Source organism: Parasphingopyxis lamellibrachiae (assembly GCF_003385775.1).
Classification (GTDB): domain Bacteria; phylum Pseudomonadota; class Alphaproteobacteria; order Sphingomonadales; family Sphingomonadaceae; genus Parasphingopyxis; species Parasphingopyxis lamellibrachiae.
Genome location: NZ_QRDP01000004.1, coordinates 581642 through 604984, shown reverse-complemented (window position 1 = coordinate 604984; position 23343 = coordinate 581642). Strand labels below are relative to the sequence as shown.

20 protein-coding genes and 1 pseudogene are annotated in these 23343 nt (G+C 59.7%); 16 read left to right on the top strand and 5 right to left on the bottom strand.

The window, feature by feature from the left end; translation table 11 throughout:
* The first annotated feature begins 99 nt into the window (after positions 1-99).
* Genes aspS through DFR46_RS03070 form a run of 4 tightly spaced genes read left to right on the top strand, consistent with a single transcriptional unit; the run spans position 100 to position 4099 of the window.
* Positions 100-1890, top strand: coding sequence for an aspartate--tRNA ligase (gene aspS / locus DFR46_RS03085; protein ID WP_116237121.1), 1791 nt, complete (start codon positions 100-102; stop codon positions 1888-1890).
* Positions 1887-2765, top strand: coding sequence for an alpha/beta fold hydrolase (locus tag DFR46_RS03080; RefSeq protein WP_116235118.1), 879 nt, complete (start codon positions 1887-1889; stop codon positions 2763-2765). The genes aspS and DFR46_RS03080 overlap by 4 nt, the downstream gene beginning before the upstream one ends.
* A 56-nt stretch (positions 2766-2821) precedes the next feature.
* Positions 2822-3607, top strand: a complete 786-nt coding sequence (locus DFR46_RS03075) for a polyphosphate kinase 2 family protein (protein WP_116235117.1) — start codon at positions 2822-2824, stop codon at positions 3605-3607.
* 60 nt (positions 3608-3667) lie between these two features.
* Complete coding sequence (locus DFR46_RS03070; RefSeq protein WP_116235116.1) at positions 3668-4099, top strand: hypothetical protein; 432 nt, start codon at positions 3668-3670, stop codon at positions 4097-4099.
* Here the strand turns inward: DFR46_RS03070 and greB are convergent.
* Together greB and DFR46_RS03060 are read right to left on the bottom strand one after the other, a co-directional pair.
* A pseudogene (greB, locus tag DFR46_RS03065) lies at positions 4096-4590 on the bottom strand (transcription elongation factor GreB). The gene DFR46_RS03070 and the pseudogene greB sit on opposite strands and share 4 nt — an antisense overlap.
* Positions 4590-6605 (bottom strand): lytic transglycosylase domain-containing protein, encoded by a 2016-nt coding sequence (locus DFR46_RS03060; protein WP_116235115.1) that lies wholly within the window; start codon positions 6603-6605, stop codon positions 4590-4592. The pseudogene greB and the gene DFR46_RS03060 overlap by 1 nt, the downstream one beginning before the upstream one ends.
* A gap of 92 nt (positions 6606-6697) precedes the next feature.
* On the opposite strand from DFR46_RS03060, the gene dapA reads away from it, so the two are divergent.
* From dapA to alaS, 8 genes are all read left to right on the top strand, one after another.
* Positions 6698-7579 carry a 4-hydroxy-tetrahydrodipicolinate synthase gene (gene dapA, locus DFR46_RS03055; protein ID WP_116237120.1) on the top strand — a complete coding sequence of 294 codons (882 nt, stop codon included), beginning with the start codon at positions 6698-6700 and terminating at the stop codon, positions 7577-7579.
* 3 nt (positions 7580-7582) lie between these two features.
* Positions 7583-8065, top strand: coding sequence for an SsrA-binding protein SmpB (gene smpB / locus DFR46_RS03050; RefSeq protein ID WP_116235114.1), 483 nt, complete (start codon positions 7583-7585; stop codon positions 8063-8065).
* Positions 8058-8642: a DUF2062 domain-containing protein gene (locus DFR46_RS03045; protein WP_245953636.1), complete on the top strand. Its 585-nt coding sequence runs from the start codon at positions 8058-8060 to the stop codon at positions 8640-8642. The genes smpB and DFR46_RS03045 overlap by 8 nt, the downstream gene beginning before the upstream one ends.
* Positions 8642-11101 (top strand): hybrid sensor histidine kinase/response regulator, encoded by a 2460-nt coding sequence (locus tag DFR46_RS03040; RefSeq protein ID WP_116235112.1) that lies wholly within the window; start codon positions 8642-8644, stop codon positions 11099-11101. The genes DFR46_RS03045 and DFR46_RS03040 overlap by 1 nt, the downstream gene beginning before the upstream one ends.
* A gap of 68 nt (positions 11102-11169) precedes the next feature.
* A complete protein-coding gene (locus DFR46_RS03035; RefSeq protein WP_116235111.1) occupies positions 11170-11526 on the top strand; it encodes a response regulator in 357 nt (118 codons plus the stop codon).
* Positions 11527-11620: 94 nt separating this feature from the next.
* Positions 11621-12700, top strand: coding sequence for a recombinase RecA (gene recA, locus DFR46_RS03030; RefSeq protein ID WP_116235110.1), 1080 nt, complete (start codon positions 11621-11623; stop codon positions 12698-12700).
* Positions 12701-12840: 140 nt separating this feature from the next.
* Entirely contained in the window at positions 12841-13467 is a 627-nt protein-coding gene (locus tag DFR46_RS03025) for a glutathione S-transferase (RefSeq protein ID WP_116235109.1), read from the top strand.
* A 57-nt stretch (positions 13468-13524) separates the two neighbouring features.
* Positions 13525-16167 (top strand): alanine--tRNA ligase, encoded by a 2643-nt coding sequence (alaS, locus tag DFR46_RS03020; protein ID WP_116237119.1) that lies wholly within the window; start codon positions 13525-13527, stop codon positions 16165-16167.
* A gap of 6 nt (positions 16168-16173) precedes the next feature.
* On the opposite strand, the gene DFR46_RS03015 is transcribed toward alaS, so the two are convergent.
* The gene (locus tag DFR46_RS03015; RefSeq protein ID WP_116235108.1) at positions 16174-17946 is read right to left on the bottom strand and encodes a cation:proton antiporter domain-containing protein; all 1773 of its coding nucleotides are present in this window, start codon (positions 17944-17946) and stop codon (positions 16174-16176) included.
* 28 nt (positions 17947-17974) lie between these two features.
* Between DFR46_RS03015 and DFR46_RS03010 the strand changes: the two genes are divergently transcribed.
* Positions 17975-19207 carry an FAD-dependent oxidoreductase gene (locus tag DFR46_RS03010; protein ID WP_211306365.1) on the top strand — a complete coding sequence of 411 codons (1233 nt, stop codon included), beginning with the start codon at positions 17975-17977 and terminating at the stop codon, positions 19205-19207.
* Between the two features lie 6 nt (positions 19208-19213).
* Here the strand turns inward: DFR46_RS03010 and DFR46_RS03005 are convergent, their stop codons facing one another.
* The gene (locus tag DFR46_RS03005; protein WP_116235107.1) at positions 19214-20434 is read right to left on the bottom strand and encodes an NADP-dependent isocitrate dehydrogenase; all 1221 of its coding nucleotides are present in this window, start codon (positions 20432-20434) and stop codon (positions 19214-19216) included.
* Between the two features lie 137 nt (positions 20435-20571).
* Between DFR46_RS03005 and DFR46_RS03000 the strand changes: the two genes are divergently transcribed.
* Positions 20572-21306 carry a phosphatidylserine decarboxylase gene (locus DFR46_RS03000; protein WP_116237116.1) on the top strand — a complete coding sequence of 245 codons (735 nt, stop codon included), beginning with the start codon at positions 20572-20574 and terminating at the stop codon, positions 21304-21306.
* 23 nt (positions 21307-21329) lie between these two features.
* Complete coding sequence (gene pssA, locus DFR46_RS02995; RefSeq protein ID WP_116237117.1) at positions 21330-22094, top strand: CDP-diacylglycerol--serine O-phosphatidyltransferase; 765 nt, start codon at positions 21330-21332, stop codon at positions 22092-22094.
* Here pssA and DFR46_RS02990 read toward each other — a convergent pair.
* The gene (locus tag DFR46_RS02990; RefSeq protein ID WP_116235106.1) at positions 22042-22269 is read right to left on the bottom strand and encodes a hypothetical protein; all 228 of its coding nucleotides are present in this window, start codon (positions 22267-22269) and stop codon (positions 22042-22044) included. The genes pssA and DFR46_RS02990 overlap by 53 nt on opposite strands.
* 245 nt (positions 22270-22514) lie before the next feature.
* Between DFR46_RS02990 and rpsB the strand changes: the two genes are divergently transcribed.
* Positions 22515-23279: a 30S ribosomal protein S2 gene (gene rpsB / locus DFR46_RS02985; protein ID WP_116235105.1), complete on the top strand. Its 765-nt coding sequence runs from the start codon at positions 22515-22517 to the stop codon at positions 23277-23279.
* The last annotated feature ends 64 nt before the right edge of the window (positions 23280-23343 follow it).

The following is a 23343-nucleotide window of genomic DNA, read 5'->3' as shown; positions in this document are numbered from 1 at the left end:
CTGCCAATTCTCGCCGTGCATCGTGGCGGAGTCAAATGTCACGGCGGTATTTCGCCGCTTGCCCGTCCAAACCAATCCGCTATGGAGCCGCGCATGACCATGCACATATATCGCACCCATAATTGTTCCGAACTCCGCAGCCATCATGTCGGCGAGGAAGTCCGCCTTTCCGGCTGGGTCCACCGCAAGCGGGATCATGGCGATCTCGTTTTCGTCGATTTGCGCGACAATTTCGGAATTACCCAGATCGTCACGGAAGTTGACGGCCCCGCCTTCGCTACGCTGGAAAAGCTGCGCACCGAATCCGTGATCACCGTGACCGGCAAGGTCGTGGCGCGGTCCACCGATCTGATAAATACGAAGCTCGACACCGGCGAGATCGAAATCCGGGCAACTTCTGTCGACGTGCAGTCGGCGTCGGAAGAACTGCCGATGCCGGTTGCCGGTGAAGCCGACTATCCCGAGGATATCCGCCTCAAATATCGCTATCTCGATCTGCGACGTGAGAGCATGCACAAGAATATCCTGCTACGATCAGAGGTCATCGCCTCGATCCGCAAGCGCATGATCGAACAGAATTTCACCGAGTTTCAAACCCCCATTCTGACCGCCTCTTCTCCTGAGGGGGCCCGCGACTATCTGGTGCCCAGCCGCGTGCATCCGGGCAAATTCTACGCGCTGCCGCAGGCGCCCCAGATGTTCAAACAGCTGATCATGGTTGCCGGTTTCGACCGCTATTTCCAGATTGCACCCTGTTTCCGGGACGAGGATGCCCGCGCAGACCGGTCGCCCGGTGAATTCTACCAGCTCGATTTCGAAATGAGTTTCGTCACCCAGGAAGACGTTTTCCAGGCCATCGAGCCCGTGCTGTGCGGCGTGTTCCAGGAATTTGCCGACTGGGACGGGAAGGGCCGCGAGGTCGATCCCAATTTCGTGCGCATTCCCTATGCCGATGCCATGCTCAAATATGGTTCGGACAAGCCCGATCTGCGCAACCCGATCGAAATTGTCGACGTTTCCGATCACTTCAAGGATTCCGGCTTCGGGCTGTTTGCCAATATCGTGGGCTCCGGCGGCGTGGTGCGCGCCATTCCGGCACCCAAAACGGGCGATCGCGGCCGACGCTGGTTCGATGGGATGAATGACTGGGCGCGGGGCGAAGGCTTTGCCGGCCTCGGCTATATCAACCGCAAGGAAGGCGCGCCTTCCGGCCCGATCGCCAAGAACCATGGCGAGGAGGGGACGGCGAAGCTGCTTGAAGAACTCGGCCTTGGCGAAGAGGACAGCGTGTTCTTTGCGGCCGGCAAGGAAGGGGAGGCCGTCCGCCTTGCAGGCGGTGCACGGACCCGGCTTGGCGAAGAGCTGGGCCTGATCGACGAAAACGCCTTCAAATTCTGCTGGATCGTCGATTTCCCGATGTACGAATATGACGAAGAGCAGAAGAAGATCGATTTCAGCCATAACCCTTTCTCTATGCCGCAGGGCGAGATGGAAGCGCTGGAAACTATGGACCCGCTCGACATTCTTGCCTGGCAGTATGATATTGTCTGCAATGGCGTAGAGCTCTCTTCCGGCGCCATCAGGAACCACCGGCCTGACATCATGTACAAGGCGTTCGAAATCGCCGGCTATAGCAAGGCCGATGTCGACGAGAATTTCTCTGGCATGATCAACGCCTTCAAATTCGGCGCGCCGCCGCATGGTGGCTCAGCTCCGGGCATTGATCGTATCGTGATGCTGCTCGCGGGCGAGCCCAATATCCGCGAAGTCGTGCTCTTCCCGATGAATCAGCGTGCCGAGGATCTCATGATGAGCGCGCCGAGCGAAGTGAGCATGAAGCAGCTTCGCGAGCTGAACCTGCGCGTGGTAGAGCCTCCAAAAGAGGGATGAGGGAGCCTTCCGAGAACTATTTCGGAGAAGGCGAATCCCGGCTCTGCTATTTCGAATGGGGAGAGCCGGACGGGCAGGTAATCCTGTTGCTTCACGCAACCGGTTTCCATGCGCGATGCTGGGACAGGGTCGTCGACGCCATACCCGCCGAATTCCGGGTTATCGCCGTCGATCATCTCGGCCATGGACGAAGCGCCAAGCCTGACTCTCTTGGCGACTGGAGCAAAACTGCCGCACCCCTGGTCGAACTTGTGGAAGGTCTCGATCTCGAAAAAGTCATCGGTGTCGGGCATTCTATGGGCGGGCATTGTCTGCTCCAGATGGCGGCGGAGATCGGCGACCGCTTCGAGCGGCTTGTCCTGATCGACCCGGTTATCATGGATCCTGCCTATTATCGCAATTCGGACGGCTCCGGACCTATCGATCCGGCCGAGCATCCGGTGGCACGGCGGCGTGCAAACTGGGATTCTCCGGAACAGATGGCCGACCGCCTCAGAGGGCATCCCTCCTATGCAATCTGGCATCCCGACATCCTGATGGACTATTGCCGCCACGGATTGTTGCCCATGCCCGATGGGAAAGGGCTCGAACTGGCCTGTCCGCCCGCGCTGGAGGCATCGGTATATCTCGGCTCGCTGCGTTCAGACCCGTATCCGATGGTGTCGGGCATCGGAGTACCGGTAACGATTCTCCGAGCTCCCTCGGGATCGCGGGAGGGCGCGCTGGATTTCACGCTGTCTCCGACCTGGCCGGGGCTGGTCGATGCTCTCCCCAATGCCCGTGAAGAATATATCCCGGATCTCACCCATTTCATGCCGATGCAGGATCCCGGCCGTATCGCGAAACATATCCTGGACCAGGACATAGTCTCCTAACAGGATAGAGGGTTAACCGACTGGATGTGCGGACTGCCGCAGCTTAGAGTTGCTGCATGACGATAAATCTCTCTGACTTCGAAGATGGCGCAAAGCTCGACGGCGATTATGACGAAGCGCTTGTCGACCTGCAGGAGCGGCTCGGGCGCATTCAGGCGGCGTATATCGCCAACGCCAAACGCGCGGTGATAGCGATCGAAGGCTGGGATGCATCCGGAAAGGGCGGAACGATCCGCAGGATGACAAGCCGCTGGGATCCGCGGTACTTCGAGGTCTGGCCCATTGGTGCACCGACCGCCGAGGCAAAAGCCCGCCATTTCCTATGGCGCTTCTGGAACAAACTACCCGGCAATCGCGAAATCAACATATTCGACCGCACCTGGTATGGCCGCGTGCTTGTCGAGCGGGTCGAGGGCTATTGTTCCGAAACCGACTGGCGGCGCGGATATGACGAAATCAACGAATTCGAGGCGCAGCAGCGAGACAGCGGCACCCCGATCATCAAACTCTTCATGCATGTCACCCAGGAGGAACAGGACGAGCGCTTCCGTAAGCGCCTCGACAATCCGTGGAAGCAGTGGAAACTGACCACCGACGATTTCCGCAATCGCGAACGACGCGGGGACTATCTGGAGGCGATCAACGACATGTTTGCCCGGACCGACACGCGCTGGGCCCCCTGGCAAGTCATCGATGGCAATAACAAGCGCGCCGCACGCATTGCCGCTCTAGCCTATGTTGCCGATCAACTTGAAAGCCAGGTGTCGATGGAGGCCCCTAAACCCGACCAGGAAATTGTCGATCTGGCGGCGTCCCATTTGGGGACAGCATCGGACGACTGACCCGTCCCAATTGCGATATTCGGTCGAAATATGCGATGTTCGCCCAAACGGGAGTCGAACATGTCGAGCGCAAAATATGCAATTGCTGCACTGATCGGGACGGGGATACTTGCCTCAGGCTGCGCCCATCAAGGCTATGGCCACGGGGGATATAACCGCGGAGCCGATTATCACGGTTCCTACGGACGCGATTATCGCGACGGCAACGGCTATCGTGGCAATCATGGATATGCAGATCGCTACGCGAGCAATTTTACCGGCCCCGGTGCGGACAAACTAGACCCCTGGCTTGCGGAAACCCGCGAAGGCCAGCAATTCGTACGAGACAATTATGAAATCGGCCGTTCAGGCGAGATCAGCAATGGGGTCGCCGCGAGCGTCAACCAGTTCTTCCGGCGCTGGGCCGACACTAATCGCGATTATCAGCTGACCGATGCCGAGATCAGGACTGCGCTCGTCCATACGCGCAACCGCTATCGCTATGGCAGCTAACGAGCTGCCGTCTCGGGATAGCTGATCCCGACAATGTCATAGTCCTTTGGCCCGACCGGCAGGCGAACCGTGCGACAATCGCCGACAACCGCTTACTTCAACGCATTCGCCATCGGCGATTTCCAGCTTATCCTGCCCGATGAGGCATCCGCCTCATCCTCGCCTACAAGCGTGACTATCCGCTCGCTATCGTCTTCGTCGACCAGCGTTACCGTGGCACCAAAATAGACGCGGTTCCGGTCTTTCTGACTGGCAGGATCGACAATTTTCGCGGCCTTCATCCTGCGCGAGAGAAATGTAAGCCGCCGATCAATCTCACGCAGCTTTTTCCGGCCGTAGATGTAATCGCCATTTTCACTGCGATCGCCATTGCCCGCCGCCCAGCTTATGACCTCGACCAGCGCCGGGCGTTCCTTGGCGAACAGAGTCTCATACTCGGCCTTGAGAGCATCGTAACCGGCCGGTGTAATGTAATTGACTTTGCCGGCCATTATCCCGGTGTGGCTTTTCCGAGATAGCGGGAAAGCGGGGCGTTATTGGGCGGCATATAGGCGCGGTCCGGATGAAGAAGGTCGTACATCACCGCATTCTCCATCACGCGCTGGATGTAATTTTTGGTTTCATAGATCGGGATTTCCTCGATCCAGCGGACAATATCGACACCCGGCGTCCGCGGGTCGCCATTGGCCCTGATCCAGCGATTCACATTGCCTGGCCCCGCATTGTAGGATCCCGCAGAAAGTGCGTGATTGTTCCATCGGTTGTAGAGCGACTCATAATAGGCCGTAGCCAGCGATATGCTGTATTGGGGATCGGCGGTGAGCGCCGATCGGTTGTAGGAGCGGCCAATCCAACGCGACACTTCCCGCGCCGTTGCCGGCATGAACTGCATCAGGCCGCGCGCGCCGGCATGGCTCACCGCTCGGGTATCGAACTGACTTTCCTGGCGGGCAATCGCGTGAACCAGTGTGAAATAGCGCCGCGAACTGGAAGGCATGGGAACTGTCGGATAGCCATAAGCAGTTGCATCAAAACCGTTCACACGCGCGCTGCGATGGGTCATCACCGCGAGATCCTGACGCCCGATTTGTGATGACAGCATGGCCGTCAGACGGTGATCTTCGTCGCTGCGCGCCTGTGATGAAAGGGCACGCAGAAAGGTCGATTGCGTATCCCAGGCGCCCAGCTCGCCCAAAAGGCGCGTTGCCTGCACAATTTCGCGAGCCATAAAGCTGCGCTGGCTGGCCTGGTCGGGAGCGGATTGAGCGACCTGTGGAATGCTAAGCCTCCGCCCGAGCCTTTCGGTCGCCAGCTGCCCGTAGAAATAGTCGTAGAACACAGCAGCTTCTTCGTAAAAGCGATTGGCTTCATCCCTGCGCCCCGCGGCTTCCGCAGCGCGCCCGGCCCAGTAGAATCCCTTGGAGCGCGTTTGCGGCGTCCGGGCGGCACGGCCATAGCGCTCAAACATGCCTATGGCATCGGCCGGCCGGTTTTGATGCCAGAGTGCCGTCGTCCCGGCGAGCCATGTCAGGCTGGTATAATCATCACGCACGCCAAGCGCTTCGCCGGACACATCTGTTCCCGGTTCGAACGCATCATCCACTTTACTGGCAATCGAAAAAGCGGTTGACCACTGGCGGTCATTGGCAGCGGCGCGGGCATTGGTGAGCAGGACTTCGAACCATTCTTCCGCGTCTGTGGGACGAAATCGCAGGGCGGGGCGATTGGCGAGCAATCTGCGGGCTTCGACCGAGCGGCCATTGTTGCGAAGCCACATTGCCCGTTCCGCGACATAGCCGGGATCGCCCAGGGCAGACTGGCCCGCTTCCGCGCCGGCACCGGTTGCCAGGCGCAATCGTGCCGAATGGGCATCGCGGCGCGAGCTGGAGGTCAGCGACAATACGCGGGCGGCGGCGGATGTATCGTCCTGCCAGAGCAGGTAATCGAAACGCGCATCATGATCTTCAGGCCGCAGCGCCCCGGCAAAGCGCGTGAGAATCACTGCTTCGTCGGACGTTGCGGACAGCCGGTTAAACGCGCCGAGCCGCCAAGCCTGGCGGGCAAAGCGACTGGCTTCGTCATTACGGCCCATGGCTGCCAGCGCTTCGGCATAGCGCAATGCGCCCGATGCAGTGACCGGCTCGAACCGTTCGAAATACGCAATCAGCGAACGCGGCGATGTCCCGGTTGCCGGAATTTGCTGTTCGGCAACGCGCTGCATTCGCGCTTCGCCAGGCCAGCCGGGATGTGAAACGAGAAAACTCGCATAGTCGTTGAAGGGCAGGGCGTCGCTCTGTTGCAGGCGGTTCCACTGCAACACGGCTTCGCCAAGCGGATTGGCTCGCGGTACGGACCCTACGGATCCTGCGCCGGAAACGCCCAGTCGGCTTGCATACCAGGCGCGCTGTTCGGAGTTCAGCGATTGGGCGGAAGCGGCGACCGATCCGATCAAAGCGGTAGCGCCAAGCGCAAGGAAGGTAGCTGTGTGTTTTATCATGCTGGACATAGTGCTCGCACAATCCTTATCTGGCGGTGAACAGGCCCCGTTGATTTGACGTTGATATGCAGCGCAAACACGCTGAGGTGAAGGAGAAATATATGTTCAGCGGGTCGATTCCGGCTCTGGTGACGCCCTTTCGCGACGGATCGTTCGATGAAGCTGCATATCGGAGCTTTATCGATTGGCAAATCGAGGAAGGCAGCAGTGCTCTCGTGCCATGCGGGACGACGGGCGAAGCGGCGACTCAGTCGTTCGAGGAACATTTCGAGGTTGTCGGGGTTTGTGTGGACCAGGCTGCCGGACGGGTGCCGGTGATTGCGGGCTGCGGCTCCAACGACACGCAATCGGCTATCAAGAACCTAAAAACAGCAAAGGAAATGGGTGCCACTGCAGGCCTTGTCGTGCCGCCTTATTACAACAAGCCCAGTCAGGAAGGGATTTACCGTCATTTCGAAGCAATGATCGGCGAATGTGATCTACCCATTGTATTGTACAATGTTCCCTCCCGGACGGCCTCTGACATTTCGGTCGAGACGATGCAGCGCCTGCGCAAATTTCCGTCCGTCATAGGGATCAAGGATGCAACCGCCGATATGGACCGCGTGAGTGCCCAGCGAGCGGCCTGCGGCGAGGATTTCTGCCAGCTTTCGGGTAATGACTATCTCACTTTGGGCTATCTGGCGATGGGCGGTACGGGGTGCATTTCCGTGACGGCCAATGTGGCGCCCCGGCTTTGCGCTGAATTTCAGGCCGCATGGGCGAGGGGCGATACCGCTGAAGCCCTTGCGATCAACGATCGGCTTTATCCCCTGCACGGAGCGATGTTTGCAGACGCATCGCCGGGCCCGGCAAAATATGCGCTGACCAAGGTGTTCCCTGGATTTCCCGGAGAAATCCGCCTGCCGATGACATGGCCCTGCGAAGCGGCCCAGGCACAAGTTGATTCAGCCTTGAGTCATGCGTCGTTGCTCAGGGACTGATCGATGGCTCGCCCGCACCCCGTAGAATTCGACAAGGTGAAGACAGTCGCCGAGAACCGGCGTGCGCGCTACGACTTTTCAATAGATGAAAAATTCGAAGCCGGGATCGCATTGACCGGAACCGAGGTGAAATCCCTGCGGTTCGGCGAAGGGGCGATCGCGGAAAGCTATGCCGAAGCGCAAGATGGCGAAGTCTGGCTGATCAACGCCAATATTCCCGAATTCAGCCACGGAAACAGGTATAACCACGAAGCCAAGCGCCCACGCAAACTGCTTCTGAACGCCCGCGAAATCAACAAGATACGCGGTGCAGTGGAGCGCAAGGGCATGACACTTGTGCCGCTTTCCATCTATTTCAATTCACGCGGCAAGGCGAAGGTCGAACTGGCGCTCGCCAAGGGCAAGAAACAACATGACAAGCGCGCCACCGAGAAGGCGCGGGACTGGAAAAGGGAACAGGGCCGCCTGATGCGCGAACGTGGCTAGATCGAAGCGCGAATCCGGGCCTTTTATGCGCTGGGTCCGCCGGCATTCGCCAAGCCGCGAGGAACTGGCCCAAAACCGATTTATAAAGCCCTTTGCCGGGCGGGTGATGCACAGCTATCTGTGGCGGTTCAACCGGCGATCAGTGCCCCGCGGCGCGGCGCTGGGAATGATCGTCGGCATCTTCGTCATGATCCCGGGGCTCCAGATTATCGTTTCGGCGCTGCTGGCTTTGCCTTTTCGCGCGAACATTCCGGTCGCCGCGGCAGCGACTTTCACAAGCAATCCCATCACCACGCCGTTCATCCTGGGCGGGGCACTGATCGCAGGAAACCAGATATTCCGGCTCGACGCGGATGCCAGCCATGCCCTGATGCTGTATGAGCAGAAGGCCGGGCCGTCGGAATGGCTGGCATGGCTGGCCACGGATGCGGCCCCGGCGCTTCTTGGCGGCCTGCTTGTCATCGCTATCGTATCGGCTGTGATCGCCTATCTGGCCGCCGACTGGTTCTGGCGATACAGGGTCGGCCGCAGATGGCGGCGGCGCAATCTGAACAATGAAGAAGGGCGGTTAAACTGATGGCAACCGTCGCTCCGGAAAACCGGGACAGACATCCCAAGGCGAGCCAGTTTGCCGACCGCTCCCTGATCGGACTGGTTGTTCTTGCCGGCATAGGTTCGGCGGTGTTGATGATGTTCCTTCTGGAAAGCCCGCTATTCGCCGCGGGTTTCATGGCGCTGTTCCTGTCCGCATTCGGCGTCGCCATGGTCGCCACCCGGCGACGGCCCTTGGCGGCGGAGGCGACAGCGGGCCCCGATCGGGCGCTGATCAGGGCTGCTATCGAAGGCGCGGGAATGCCAGTGGTCGTGACCGACAGACAGGGAATATTGGTTGCCGCAAACAGCGGTTTTGAGAGGGATTTCAGAGGCCCGCCCACGCCACCGGCGTTGCCTTTTGCCGATGACGGAGTCGAACGGCTGACTCATGCTGGCCGCACGGCCTGGCGCGACGGACGGGGCAACGCTCCCGCCCTCAGGACACCGCATGGCAGCTATGACGCGATCGTCGAACGCGGCGGCGAAAAAGGCGATTTCCTGATCTGGCGATTTGCACCGGCAATCGAAACCGATCTGATCGCCGAAGCGCGCCGCCTGATTGAAAGCTCCGCCGGCACAGCGCTCGGCATGGCTGGCGTGATGGCCGCGCTCGTCGACGGCAAGGGAGCGCTATTGGCGGCGAACCAGGTTTTCCGGAGGCGCGCACTGGGATCGACGCAGGAACGGCTGCGTGGCCGCGAATTCACTGATATTCTAGAGACCGGCGAAGACCAGCTGTTGCGGCTCGCCCGGGAAGGAGACGGCGGCGCGCCGTTGAGGCTCGTGCAAGTGCCACTGTCGAGCGGATCGCAAGGTAACGCTCCCCTGTTGTTTTTCCTGCTCGATGAGGTTCCGGGCTCGGGCGCGCCTGCCGAACGCGAAAATATCCACGCCCTTCTGGGCATGTTGCCTCTCGGCCTTGCTCTTGCCGAGCGTGATGGCCGCTTCCTCTACATGAACGAGGCATTCCGCCGTGCCGCGGGCCTGGACGACGAATCACGCCCCGTTTACCCGGGTGATCTGGTGGTCGATGAAGACAAGACGGCCGTCGCCAATGCCGTCCGGCGTTTCTCGAACAGCACGTCGATATCGGCCGATATCGCCTTGCGCCTGAAAAGCCAGCCAGACGAAACTGTTGCAATGACGGTCGCCAGTGCTTCCGGGCTCGGGGACGCCGCCGTCTTGCTGAGCCTCAAGGACAATAGCGAGGATGAAAAGCTGAAGCGCCAGGTCGCGCAGGCAACCAAGATGCAAGCGGTCGGTCAGCTTGCGGGCGGCGTGGCTCATGACTTCAACAATATCCTGACAGCCATTATCGGCCATTGCGATCTCATGTTGCTGCGCCACACGCCCGGCGACAGCGACTATGACGATATTCAGCAGGTCAAATCCAATTCCAACCGTGCAGCGGGTTTGACGCGGCAGTTGCTAGCCTTTTCCCGGCAGCAGACATTGCGGCCCCAGATCCTGCAACTGCCCGATGTCGTCTCGGAAGTGTCGAATCTTCTCAAGCGATTGCTGGGTGAAACGGTCACACTGGAAATCCATCATGGCCGCAACCTCGGCCCCATCCGCGCCGACCCCGGTCAGCTTGAGCAGGTGATCGTCAATCTTGCCGTGAATGCGCGGGATGCAATCCAGTCGTCCGAAAAAGACGACGGACGCGGCACCCTGACTCTGGAAACTTTCTCTGTGTCCGGTGCCGAAGTGGATTTGATGGGGCATGAAATCATGCCCTCGACCGAATATACCGCGTTCCGGTTGACGGACACCGGCACCGGCATCGAACCGGATTCGCTGACCAAGATCTTCGAACCCTTCTACACGACCAAGGAAGTCGGGAAGGGGACAGGCCTCGGGCTTTCCACCGTTTATGGCATCGTCAAACAGTCCGGCGGATATATTTTCGCGGATTCCGAAGTGGGAAAGGGAACCACGTTCACCATTTACCTGCCCGTTCATCGCGGCGATGTCGACGAGAAGGCGGAGTTGGCCAGCGGCCAGATGGCGAGCCGAGAGAAACCCGAGGCGCCGCTTCAGCCTTCACCACCGCCGCCTGCCGCCGAACCCTGGGGTAGCGGAACAATCCTGGTCGTCGAGGACGAGGACATGGTCAGGACGGTCGCCGAACGCGCACTGACCCGTCAGGGATACAGCGTCGTCACCGCCGAGGATGGCGAGATAGCGCTGGACATCGTGGCAGAATGCAAGGATTTCGATCTGATCCTGTCCGATGTCGTCATGCCGGGGATGGATGGCCCGGCCATGGCCCGCGAATTGCGCGAAACCCTGCCTCATATCCCGATCCTCTTCATGTCCGGTTATGCTGAGGAACAATTGCGCAAGTCGATCAATATCGAGCAAGTGCATTTCCTTCCCAAACCCTTTTCGGTGCAGCAGCTCGCCGAGGCGGTGGGCGCTATCCTTAACAAGGCGAAATAGTGCGGAATGCTGACAGGCGATCTTCAACCAATCTTTATCCCGCCATCATAAGTCGATAAGCAGACGAAATGGCCCGGGCACGAATTTTGATCGTCGAAGACGAAGCGCTCATATCGATGATGCTTGAAGATTTTATCGAAACTCTCGATTACGAAATTGCCGATATCGTAGAATCGCTGGAATCCGGCCTGTCGGCAGTCGAGGAAGGCGGGTTCGACGTAGCTGTTCTGGATGTCAATCTGCGCGACCGGAAAGCCAGCTGGCCGATCGCCGACGCCTTGGACGATCAGGGAATTCCCTTTTTCTTCACCAGCGGTGCCGATCTCGAAAAACCGCCGGAGCGCCACCAGAGCCGTGTTCTGCTCGCCAAACCCTTTACCCTGCATGGCATTGACGATGCCCTGAAGAAGATACTGGCCGGCTGACTCAATGTTCCCCCCTTGTTCTTTTGGAACAAACCATATACAAAGAACTCAGCGTTGAACGATCGACGCAGAGCTTCTAGGAGGGAAAAAGGCAATGGCAGCCCATCTCAAAGTCATCGATTCCGACGGAAAAAAGAACAATATGGACAGAGAAAAGGCGCTGGACGCCGCACTTGCGCAGATTGACCGGGCCTTTGGCAAAGGGTCCGCCATGAAATTGGGGTCGCGCGAAGCGATCGAGATCGACGCCGTTTCCACGGGATCGCTCGGCCTCGACATCGCACTCGGTATTGGCGGTCTTCCCCGCGGCAGGATCATCGAAATTTACGGCCCGGAAAGCTCGGGCAAGACAACCCTGGCGCTGCACACGATTGCAGAAGCCCAGAAGGCCGGCGGAACCGCGGCCTTTATCGACGCCGAACATGCGCTTGACCCCGGTTACGCGAAAAAACTCGGCGTCGATATTGACGAGCTGATCGTTTCTCAGCCCGATACGGGCGAACAGGCGCTTGAAATCGCCGATACGCTGGTGCGCTCCAATGCCATCGACATTCTTGTCGTCGACTCGGTCGCCGCTCTGGTGCCGCGTGCCGAGATCGAGGGCGAAATGGGCGATAGCCATGTCGGGCTCCAGGCCCGTCTCATGAGCCAGGCGCTCCGCAAGCTGACCGGTTCGATCAACCGTTCGAAGTGCATGGTCGTTTTCATCAACCAGATCCGCATGAAGATCGGTGTGATGTACGGCAGCCCCGAAACGACATCGGGCGGCAATGCCCTGAAATTCTACGCCAGTGTCCGGCTCGACATTCGCCGGATCGGGCAAATCAAGGATCGTGACGAGATTGTCGGCAACACGACGCGGGTGAAGGTCGTCAAAAACAAGGTCGCGCCACCGTTCAAGCAGGTCGAGTTCGACATCATGTACGGCAAGGGCATCTCGAAAATGGGCGAGATACTCGATCTTGGTGTCAAGGCTGGAATTGTCGAGAAATCGGGCTCCTGGTTCTCCTATGATTCGACACGCATCGGCCAGGGCCGGGAGAATTCGAAGAGCTTCCTCCTCGAAAACCCGGAAATCAGCCAGCAACTTGAAAATGCCATTCGCGGCAAGGAAGAGGCCGTTGCCGAGGAAATGATGACCGGCCCGGATGGTGACGAGGCGACCGACGAATAGGCGCGCGCCTTCAATCCTGGATCGAACTCTCGTTGCGAGAAATAGTGAAAGGCTTGTCCCTCGCGGGGCGGGCCTTTTGCTTTTGACCGCCCGATTGCCTAGCCACGCATCCACCGCGATTGAAAAGGGGCCATCGCAGCATGACTATAATCGTCCATCACCTTGAGAATTCCCGCTCGCAGAGAATTTTATGGCTGCTTGAGGAACTTGAGCTCGAATATGAGGTCGTTCGCTATGCACGCGATGCCAAGACGATGCTCGCACCGCCTACGCTCAAGCGCATCCATCCGCTCGGCAAATCGCCGGTCATTTCCGTCGATGACAGGGTTGTGATCGAAACCGGCGCAATTGTTGAGTATCTTGTCGCGACAGCCGGAGAGATTCTTGGCGCCCCTGCGCATATCGAAGAATCGCTGCGCTATCGGCAATTCCTCCATTACGCCGAAGGATCGATGATGCCGCCGCTGCTGACGATCCTGGTCATCAATCGTCTCGGTATTCTTGGCCGACCTGCGCGCAAGCCCATCCTCGCCATGTTCGAGAGCCATCTGCGCTGGCTCGAAAGCGAGTTGCAGGATCGCAACTGGTTTGCCGGGAACAGCTTTACAGCCGCCGATGTCATGATGAGCTTTCCACTCGAGGCCGCCCGGCAACGTGCCGGACTGGACGAACGCTATCCGAACCTGCTGACATGGCTCGACAGTATCCACGAACGGCCTGCCTACCAAAGGGCGCTTCAGCGTGGCGGCGACTATGCCTATGCATAGCCGTTAGCCGCACAAAGGCTGCTTGCCCGGACCGTTCCGCTTGCTTACATGCCGCGCATGACTTCAACCAACGATATCCGCCGTTCTTTCCTCGATTTTTTCGAAGGGGAGGGACATGCTCCAGTGCCGTCGTCGCCGCTGGTTCCGCATAACGATCCCACCCTCATGTTCGTCAATGCAGGCATGGTGCCGTTCAAGAATGTGTTCACCGGCCTCGAGACGCGGGACTATTCCACGGCGACCAGCTCGCAGAAATGCGTCCGGGCGGGCGGCAAGCATAACGATCTCGACAATGTCGGTTATACCGCGCGTCACCACACTTTTTTCGAGATGCTCGGCAATTTCTCGTTCGGCGACTATTTCAAGGAGCGCGCGATCGAACTTGCCTGGCAGTTGATCACGAGGGAATGGGGCATCAATCCTGACCGCCTGACGGCAACCGTTTATCATGACGACGATCAGGCTTTCGATCTCTGGCGGAAGATTTCCGGCCTCCCGGAAAACCGGATCATCCGCATCCCGACGGCCGACAATTTCTGGTCGATGGGAGATACGGGCCCATGCGGACCGTGCAGTGAGATTTTCTACGACCATGGCGATCATATTCCGGGCGGACCCCCGGGATCTCCGGACGAGGATGGCGATCGCTTCGTTGAAATCTGGAATCTGGTTTTCATGCAGTTCGACCAGCGTGATGGCGAGAAAACCGAGCTGCCGCGCCCTTCGATTGATACGGGTATGGGGCTGGAGCGGATCGCCGCCGTCCTGCAGGGGACGCATGACAATTATGAAATCGATCTGTTCAAGGCCCTGATCGCCGAAAGCGCAGAGCTTACCGGCACCGCTCCCGACGGCGAAGCGGCGGCCTCGCACCGCGTGATATCGGACCATCTCCGCAGCGCCAGTTTCCTGATTGCCGACGGCGTTCTGCCGGCCAATGAAGGGCGCGGCTATGTGCTCAGACGGATCATGCGGCGGGCCATGCGCCACGCCCATATATTGGGTGCGAAAGACCCTTTGATGCACCGGCTGGTGCCGGAACTGGTCGCCGAAATGGGCGGAGCGTTTCCGGAGCTCGTGCGCGCCCAGCCACTGGTCGAAGAAACGCTGCATCATGAGGAAATCCGTTTTCGTCGTACATTGTCCAACGGCCTCAAACTGCTCGACGGCGCAGTATCGGGCATGACGGAAGGCGAAACGCTGGCCGGCGAAACGGCCTTCAAGCTCTATGACACCTATGGCTTTCCCTATGATCTTACCGAAGATGCGCTGCGCGCCCGCGGCCTCGGCATAGACCGGGAGGGATTCGACGTGGCCATGGCCGAGCAGAAAGCCGCCGCACGCGCAGCCTGGAAAGGGTCGGGGGATGCTGCGTCGGAAACGGTCTGGTTCGATATTGCCGAGCAACATGGTGGCACGGAATTTGTGGGCTATTCTACGGACGAAGCCGACGGGCAGGTCGTTGCCATTGTGAAAGACGGCGCGCGGGTCGAGCGTGCCAGCAAGGGAGACGACGTATTGCTCGTCACCAACCAGACGCCTTTCTACGCCGAAAGCGGTGGCCAGGCAGGCGATACCGGCACCCTTTGCGATGCGGCTGGTCTGTCGGCGACCGTCACCGACACATCGAAACCGCTGGGCCGACTGCACGCCCATCATTTGACCATCGAGGCCGGCGAGATCGTCATCGGGCAGGTGGTTACGCTCGCCATCGATGCAGAGCGGCGCGCCCGGCTGCGTGCCAACCACAGCGCTACACATCTGATGCACGCCGCCCTGCGCAATCGCCTGGGTGACCATGTCACGCAAAAGGGCAGCCTTGTCGCGGAAGACCGGCTGCGTTTCGATTTTTCGCATCCCAAGGCGCTGGAGCCAGAGGAAATCGCGGCCATCGACGCCGATGTAAATGCCCAGATCCGCGGCAATGCCAATGTCGTCACACGGCTCATGACACCGGACGAGGCTGTAGAAGCCGGCGCGCTCGCGCTGTTCGGCGAAAAATATGGCGACGAGGTTCGCGTCCTCTCCATGGGACTCAATGGACCAGCGGACTATTCCGTTGAACTTTGCGGCGGAACCCATGTCTCCGCGCTGGGCGATATCGGCCTGTTCGCCATCATTTCGGAAAGCGCGGTTTCCGCGGGCGTCCGCAGGATCGAAGCGCTGACGGGCGAGGCCGCCCGGCTTTGGTATAGGGATCGGGAAGCCAAGCTGCTCAGTGCCGCCGAAACGCTGAAAACCAGCGCCGACGAGCTCCCCGTCCGGGTTGCGGCCCTGCTCGACGAGCGCAAGCGTCTTGAAAAAGAACTGGGCGAAGCGAAGAAAACGCTGGCGATGGGCGGTGGGGGCGCGAATGGCGCCAAGGCCGAAACCATCGGCAATGTGAAATTCCAGGGACAGGTTGTCGAAGGCCTCGACCCCAAATCCCTGCGCGGTCTGATTGACGAGGCGAAAGCCGGCATGGGATCCGGTATCGCCGCAATCGTCGCCGTCAATGAGGGCAGGGCGAGCGTTGCCGTCGGCATGACCGATGATCTTACGTCCGATCATGATGCGGTTACTTTGGTTCGCGCTGCGGTCGAGGCGCTGGGCGGCAAGGGCGGCGGCGGGCGGCCCGATATGGCGCAGGGCGGCGGGCCGGATGGCGCCCAGGCCGAAGCGGCGCTTGAGGCAATCAGGGACGCGCTGGCGGCGGCCTGATACTGATCAGGATTTGCGCAATTTCTCGCGCGGCAATTCGGGAAGACGGTCGAGTTCGCCAAGCTGCATGATCGCCTCTCGCAGGTCCGCGCGCTTTTCATGGACAGAAGCGATGACCGGCCCCATCGGGACGCCGATATCGACAAGCACTGCTTCGGACAGTTGGAGGGAGGACTCCACCGTTTCCGGCACGGCGTCCGTGGCGCCGGCCCGGTATAGCGCGGCAGCATGCTCGGGATCGCGGGCTCGCGCGACGATAGTGAGATCCGGGTGCGCTTCCCGAACACGCGCGGTAAGCTGCACGACGCTGACCGGATCGTCCATGGTCAGGATCAGCGCGCTAACCCGCTCAAGGTCCAGGTTTTCCAAGAGTTGTGGGCGCGAAACGTCACCAAATATGGTGGGAAAACCGTCGCGCCGCCCCCGGGCGACCGTGTCGATATTTGAGTCGACAGCAACAAACGCCTGATCATGCTCAAGCAGCATCTCTGCGATCAACCGCCCAACCCGGCCGAAACCCACAATGATGGCGCGCTCGTCCGCTTCTCCATTCTCGCCAGACAAATCGACATGGGTTTCACGCATTTCAACCCTGCGCGCCGCGATGCGGCCAGCGCGCGCCAACAGGGGAGTGATGGTCAGGCCGATCGCCGTAACGGTTTGCCAGAAAGCGGCGGTTGAAGGCTGGATCAACGCTGCCTGGAGAGCTGCGGTAAGAACGATCAACGTGGTTTCAGACGGCGAGGACATCAGCAAGCCGGCCTCCGCCGACGTCGCACGCCGGGCGCCGGCAAAGCGGAGCAGCAGGCTGATCACTACCGTCTTCACGAGCACTACGCCGACAACAGCCAGCAACAGCGAGGTCCAGTTATCCATCACCACCGGAAGATCGAGGCTCATGCCTACGGTAATCAGGAAAACGCCAAGCGCGAGACCTTTGAACGGTTCCGTAATCACTTCGACTTCACGGTGATATTCGGTTTCGGCGATCACCAGACCGGCAACCAGCGCGCCAACGATGGGCGACAGGCCGACGGCGCTGGTCGACAGGCTGGCCAGGATAATCACCAGCAGACAGGCCGCCAGGAAAACTTCTGGGCTTTTCGTACGCGCGGCCTGAGCAAAGAGGCGGGGCAGAATCAATCGGCCGCCAACGAGCAGTCCGGCCACGGTGACCAAACTTAGAAGCAGGGTCCATCCCAGCGCCGAAAGCCCGGCATCCTGCGCCATCGGTCCCATCGCGCCGATGAAGAAGATTATCGGGACGATCGCCACATCCTGGAACAGCAGGATACCGAGCGCCGCTTTGCCGACGGGTGTTTTCGTGCCCGACATAGGCAAGACTAAAGCGGTCGAGGAAAGTGCGAGAGCCAGCCCCATGCCCAGCGCCCCGATCGGGCTCTGGCCGAGCGCCAGCAATGCGCCACCGATCAGCAGTCCACAGCCGATCAGCTCAGCCGCGCCGACACCAAATACCATGCCGCGCATTGCCCAGAGGCGCTTGAAGGAGAGCTCCAAACCGATGGAAAACAGGAGCAAAACAATCCCGAATTCGGCAAAGGGCTCTATCGCCTCGCGATCGGAAATGGTGACATGGACAAGCCAGGGAACGCGCTCGGTGAGCGCGCCAAGCCCCGAAGGTCCGACCAGCACACCAACCAGAATGAACCCGATCACCGGGGTGATCCGGAAGCGGGCAAACAGCGGTATGACGATGCCCGCGGCGCCGAGAATGACGAGCGCATCGCTCAGTGCCGACGATTCGATCCCATGGTTCATGCTTCGCTTCTAGGGACAAAGCGCGTAAATGGCAGGGGTGAATAGCAATATTCGGACCCAAATCTGTATTGCCGGTGGCGGCCCGGCGGGGTTGATGGCCGGCTTGCTCTTCGCGCGGGCGGGCGTCGAGACGCTTGTACTGGAGAAGCATGCAGATTTTTTTCGCGATTTTCGCGGCGATACCATCCACCCGTCAACGCTCGAACTGTTCGACCAGTTGGGATGGCTCGACGAACTCCTTGAACTGCCTCATGTCAGGGTGGAGCAACTCAAAGCCCGGATCGGCGGGGAATTCGTACAGATCGCCGATTTCCGTCACCTGTCGGTTCCAGCCCCCTTCATCGCAATGATGCCGCAATGGGACCTGCTCGATTTCATTGCCCGCAAGGCTCGAACCTATCCCTGCTTTCGGCTCGAGATGAACCGGGAGGTTTCCTGCACAATGAAAGATACGGGAGGGCGGGTATCCGGCGTGGAGCTCGTAGACGGCGGCACGGTCGGCGCCAGCCTTGTGATAGCCGCCGACGGCCGTGGCTCAGCCCTGCGTACGGAGAACGGGCTCCCGCTTGAGACACTTGGCGCGCCGATGGACGTGTTCTGGTTTCGCGTGGAGAGAGAGCCCGGCGATTCAGGCGAAACGTTCGGCGTGTTCGAACGCGGCCATATCTTCATCCTCATCGATCGCGGCGATTACTGGCAATGCGCCTATGCTCTCGAAAAGGGCGGCGGCGATACGATCAAGGCGCGCCCACTCGACAAATTCAAGACCGAGCTGACCGCTTACCTGCCCAGATTGGAACATGGCCTTGCCGCTATCCGGAGTTGGGACGACATCAAGTTGCTGTCGGTATCGCTGGATCGGCTGACCCGGTGGCATCGGCCCGGCCTGCTTGCCATTGGCGATGCCGCCCACGCGATGTCACCAATTGGCGGTGTCGGGATCAATCTTGCCGTCCAGGACGCCGTGGCGGCCGCGAATATCCTTGCATGTCCCATCGCCCGCGGCGAGGCTGTGGACCCCTTGCTTGCTTCCGTTCAGAAGCGTCGCTGGGCACCAACCGCCCGTGTTCAGTGGCTCCAGAAGATTGCGCAAAATGCTCTGATAGCGCCGACATTGTCAGGCCAGAGCGATATCGGCAAACCGCCGCTGGCCCTGCGAATAGTCAATCGCATCCCGCTTTTGCAGCGTATTCCGGCACATATTGTCGGCCTGGGCTTCAGGCGGGAAAAAATTGAAACGCCGGACGTATTTACCGGTTAACCGGCCCTACCATTCATCCATCGCGGCTTCGAGATTGACCCGAATCGCCTCGAAAAACTGTTCGCTGGTCATCCATGCCTGGTCCGGGCCGATAAGGATGGCGAGATCCTTCGTCATCTGTCCCTGCTCAACCGTTTCGATGCAAACGCGCTCCAGCGTTTCGGCGAAGCGCGTTACTTCCGGCGTTTCGTCGAATTTGCCGCGATAGATCAGGCCGCGTGTCCAGGCGAAAATCGATGCGATCGGGTTCGTCGATGTCGCCTTGCCCTGTTCATGCATCCGATAGTGCCGTGTGACCGTTCCGTGCGCGGCTTCCGCCTCGACCGTCTTGCCGTCCGGCGTCATCAGTACCGAGGTCATCAGGCCCAGCGAACCGAAGCCCTGGGCAACGGTATCCGATTGCACATCGCCGTCGTAATTCTTGCAGGCCCATACGAACTTGCCCGACCATTTGAGCGCCGAGGCGACCATGTCATCGATCAGTCGGTGCTGATATTCAATGCCCGCCTCGTCGAACTGCGCCTTGAATTCCTGCTGGAATACCTCTTCGAACAGATCTTTGAAGCGGCCATCATATTTTTTCATGATGGTGTTCTTGGTCGAGAGATAAACCGGCCATTTGCGCTGCAGCCCGTAATTCATGCTGGCGCGCGCGAAATCGCGAATGCTGTCGTCGAGATTATACATCGCCATCGCAACGCCGGGTGAAGGGAAGTTGAAGACTTCTTCGTCCATCACTGTACCGTCGTCGCCCTCGAACACGAGGCGCAATTTGCCGGGGCCCGGGACCAGCATATCGGTTGCGCGATACTGATCGCCAAAGGCATGGCGCCCGATAACGATCGGATCCGTCCAGCCCGGCACGAGCCGCGGGACATTGTCGATCACAATCGGTTCGCGGAAAACAACGCCGCCCAGAATGTTCCGAATCGTGCCGTTCGGCGATTTCCACATCCGCTTGAGATCGAATTCTTCAACCCGGTCTTCGTCGGGCGTGATGGTCGCGCATTTTACGCCGACCCCATGTTCCTTGATCGCGTTGGCCGCATCGACAGTGATCCGGTCATCGGTCTCGTCGCGTTTCTGGATCGAAAGATCGTAATAATGCAGGTCAATATCGAGATAGGGTTTGATCAGCCGTTCGCGGATCCATTCCCAGATAATCCGCGTCATCTCATCGCCGTCGATTTCGATGACCGGATTCTTGACCTTTATCTTCGTTGCCATGCGTAGTTTCGCTTTCCAGATGGGGAGTTTTTGAGAATTTGGGCTGGTCTAGGGCGCAAAGCCCGCGCAATCAACCGGTGAGGGCGCGTAAAAATGCAGCGATTGTCACCCCGGATGGCCAACTGTATCAAGCGCGCATGACAGAGCTTCAAAAGCCTCCGGGGGATGACCGCAATGTGCGCTGGCAGTGGCCGGCCATTCACCCCGAGGCCTATAAATATCTCGCGATATCTTCGGCGGCGGCCATTTTATTCCTCTGGCTTGGCTGGGATATCATTGCCTGGCCCATTATCGGCCTGACGATCTGGATCGCCGCTTTTTTTCGCGATCCGGCGCGTGTCACGCCCACCGATGACGATTTGATCATTGCACCGGCAGATGGGCTGGTGACGCTGATCCGCGATGTACCTCCACCGGTCGAGATGGCCGGGCCGGACGGGCTGGGCGACGAACTGATGTGCCGCGTATCGATTTTCATGAGTGTCTTCGATGTCCATATCAACCGCGCGCCGATGGGCGGAACGATCCGGGAAGTCATCTATATCTCCGGCAAGTTCGTAAATGCCGATCTGGACAAGGCGAGCGAGGACAATGAGCGCCAGCATATCCTGCTCGAAACGCGGAGCGGGACGCGCATCGGCTTTACCCAGATCGCGGGACTGGTCGCCCGGCGAATCGTGCCGTTCGTGAAACCGGGCGATATGGTTGTCGCCGGCCAGCGCATCGGTCTCATCCGGTTCGGCAGCAGGGTCGACGTTTATCTGCCTGCCGGCACGGCTCCCAGCGTAGCGCTCGGACAGAAAACGGTCGCAGGCGAGACGATTATCGCGAAAATCGGCGATGACACACGCGCATTCGGCGTATCGCAGTGAAACCGAGCCGGCTGACCCATCCGATGCGCGGTCTGCCGTTGCGGGCGATCATCCCGAACGCGATCACGGTCCTTGCCCTGTGCATGGGGCTGAGCAGCGTTCGCTACGCGCTCGATCAAAAGTGGGAAACCGCGCTAACCTTTATCGTGATCGCCGGTGTGCTCGACGGCTTCGACGGGCGCGTGGCGCGCCTGCTGAATGGCCAGACGCGTTTCGGGGCCGAACTTGATTCGCTGTCCGACGTCATCGCCTTCGGTGTCGCCCCGGCCATGGTCGTCTATCTCTGGTCGCTCGAATCCATGCCGCGCTATGGCTGGATTTTTGCACTCGCTTATGCTGCCTGTTGCGCGTTGCGGCTGGCCCGCTTCAATGCGAGCATCGATGTCGACGACCAGCCCCATAAATCGGCCGGTTTCCTCACCGGCATTCCGTCCCCGACGGCGGCGGGCCTGCTCATGTTGCCGCTGTTTCTGACGTTCGTGACCGAGCAGCCGCTGTTTCGCGAATTCTATGTTGTGGCGCCATGGAGCGCTCTGATTGCTTTCCTGATGGTCTCGGATGTCGCAACGTTCAGCTGGTCTTCGATCCGGCTGCGCCGGGGCCTGCGTTTCAGCGCCCTGGTCGGGATTGCCGCCCTGATCGTCCTGCTGGTAAATATTCCCTGGGTCACATTCGCAACGCTGGCGGTTGCCTATATTGCCAGCATTCCGGTCAGCATCGCCAGCTATGCGAAGGTCAGGCGGCGGCGCGCACTGGCGGAAGAACCGCACGGACAGGGCGAGAACTGATCCGCGCGGCGGCACGAGGCCGCCTCGTCCCCGTGACGATAATCGGCGCGGGGGAGGGAGTTCCCCGCAACGCCGCCGCGATCGCCGCCCAGTTCTGATGCAATGTCAGCACGATGACCGCCAGCGGCGCGATAAGCGCCAGGGTGAAAAACAACGCAGCCAGCAGCTGAAACATGGGAAATTCCTTTTTCTCTCATCGAAGCGAAAGGCCAGATCGCCAGTCGGTCTATCTCAATTCAATAATGTTCCTCTTGTGTTCCGCTTACTATGTTCCTCTATTGTTCCGGTCAAGTCCGGGCTTGCATTTTTTTCGCCGACCGCCTATCTGCGCGCCATTCCACATGGAAGGCGCACATACCGGTGTCGGAGCCGCGGCTCTGATTCTTGCTTTCCAGAGGTATAACCGGAAGGAGAAAGACTATGGCGGACATTTCCGTCTCAATGCAGCAATTGCTCGAGGTCGGGGCGCATTTCGGCCACCAGACCCATCGTTGGAACCCGAAGATGAAGCCGTATATTTTCGGCGATCGCAACGGCGTTCATATCATCGATCTCTCGCAGACCGTTCCACTGTTCCAGCGGGCGCTCGACTTTGTCGGCCAGTCGGTCGCGAGCGGCGGTAAGATCCTGTTCGTCGGCACCAAGCGCCAAGCACAGCAACCGATTGCCGATGCAGCGCGCTCATGCGGCCAGCATTTCGTCAACCATCGCTGGCTCGGCGGCATGCTGACCAACTGGAAGACGATTTCCAACTCGATCAAACGCTTCAAGAATCTCGAAGAGCAGCTTGGCGGAGACGGTTCCGGCTTCACCAAGAAGGAAGTTCTTCAACTGACGCGTGAACGCGACAAGCTGGAACTCTCGCTTGGCGGCATCCGCGATATGGGCGGCCTGCCGGACGTTATGTTCATCATCGACGCCAACAAGGAAGAACTCGCCATCAAGGAAGCCAATGTTCTCGGCATTCCCGTCGTCGCCATTCTGGACTCGAATGTGAGCCCGGACGGCATCGCTTTCCCGGTTCCGGCGAATGACGACGCAGCGCGCGCCATTCGCCTTTACTGCGAAGCGATCGCCTCGGCCGCCGGCGCAGGATCGCAGGCCGCTGCTGCGGCTTCGGGCGAAGATATCGGCGCGGCTGTCGAGCCTCCCGTGGAGCCGGCCGTCACCGCCGCTCAGGCGTAACTGACGCCAGCCGGAACATCGCGCGCCCGGTCCGCAGCCCGGCGCCGCGATATATGACAATTGC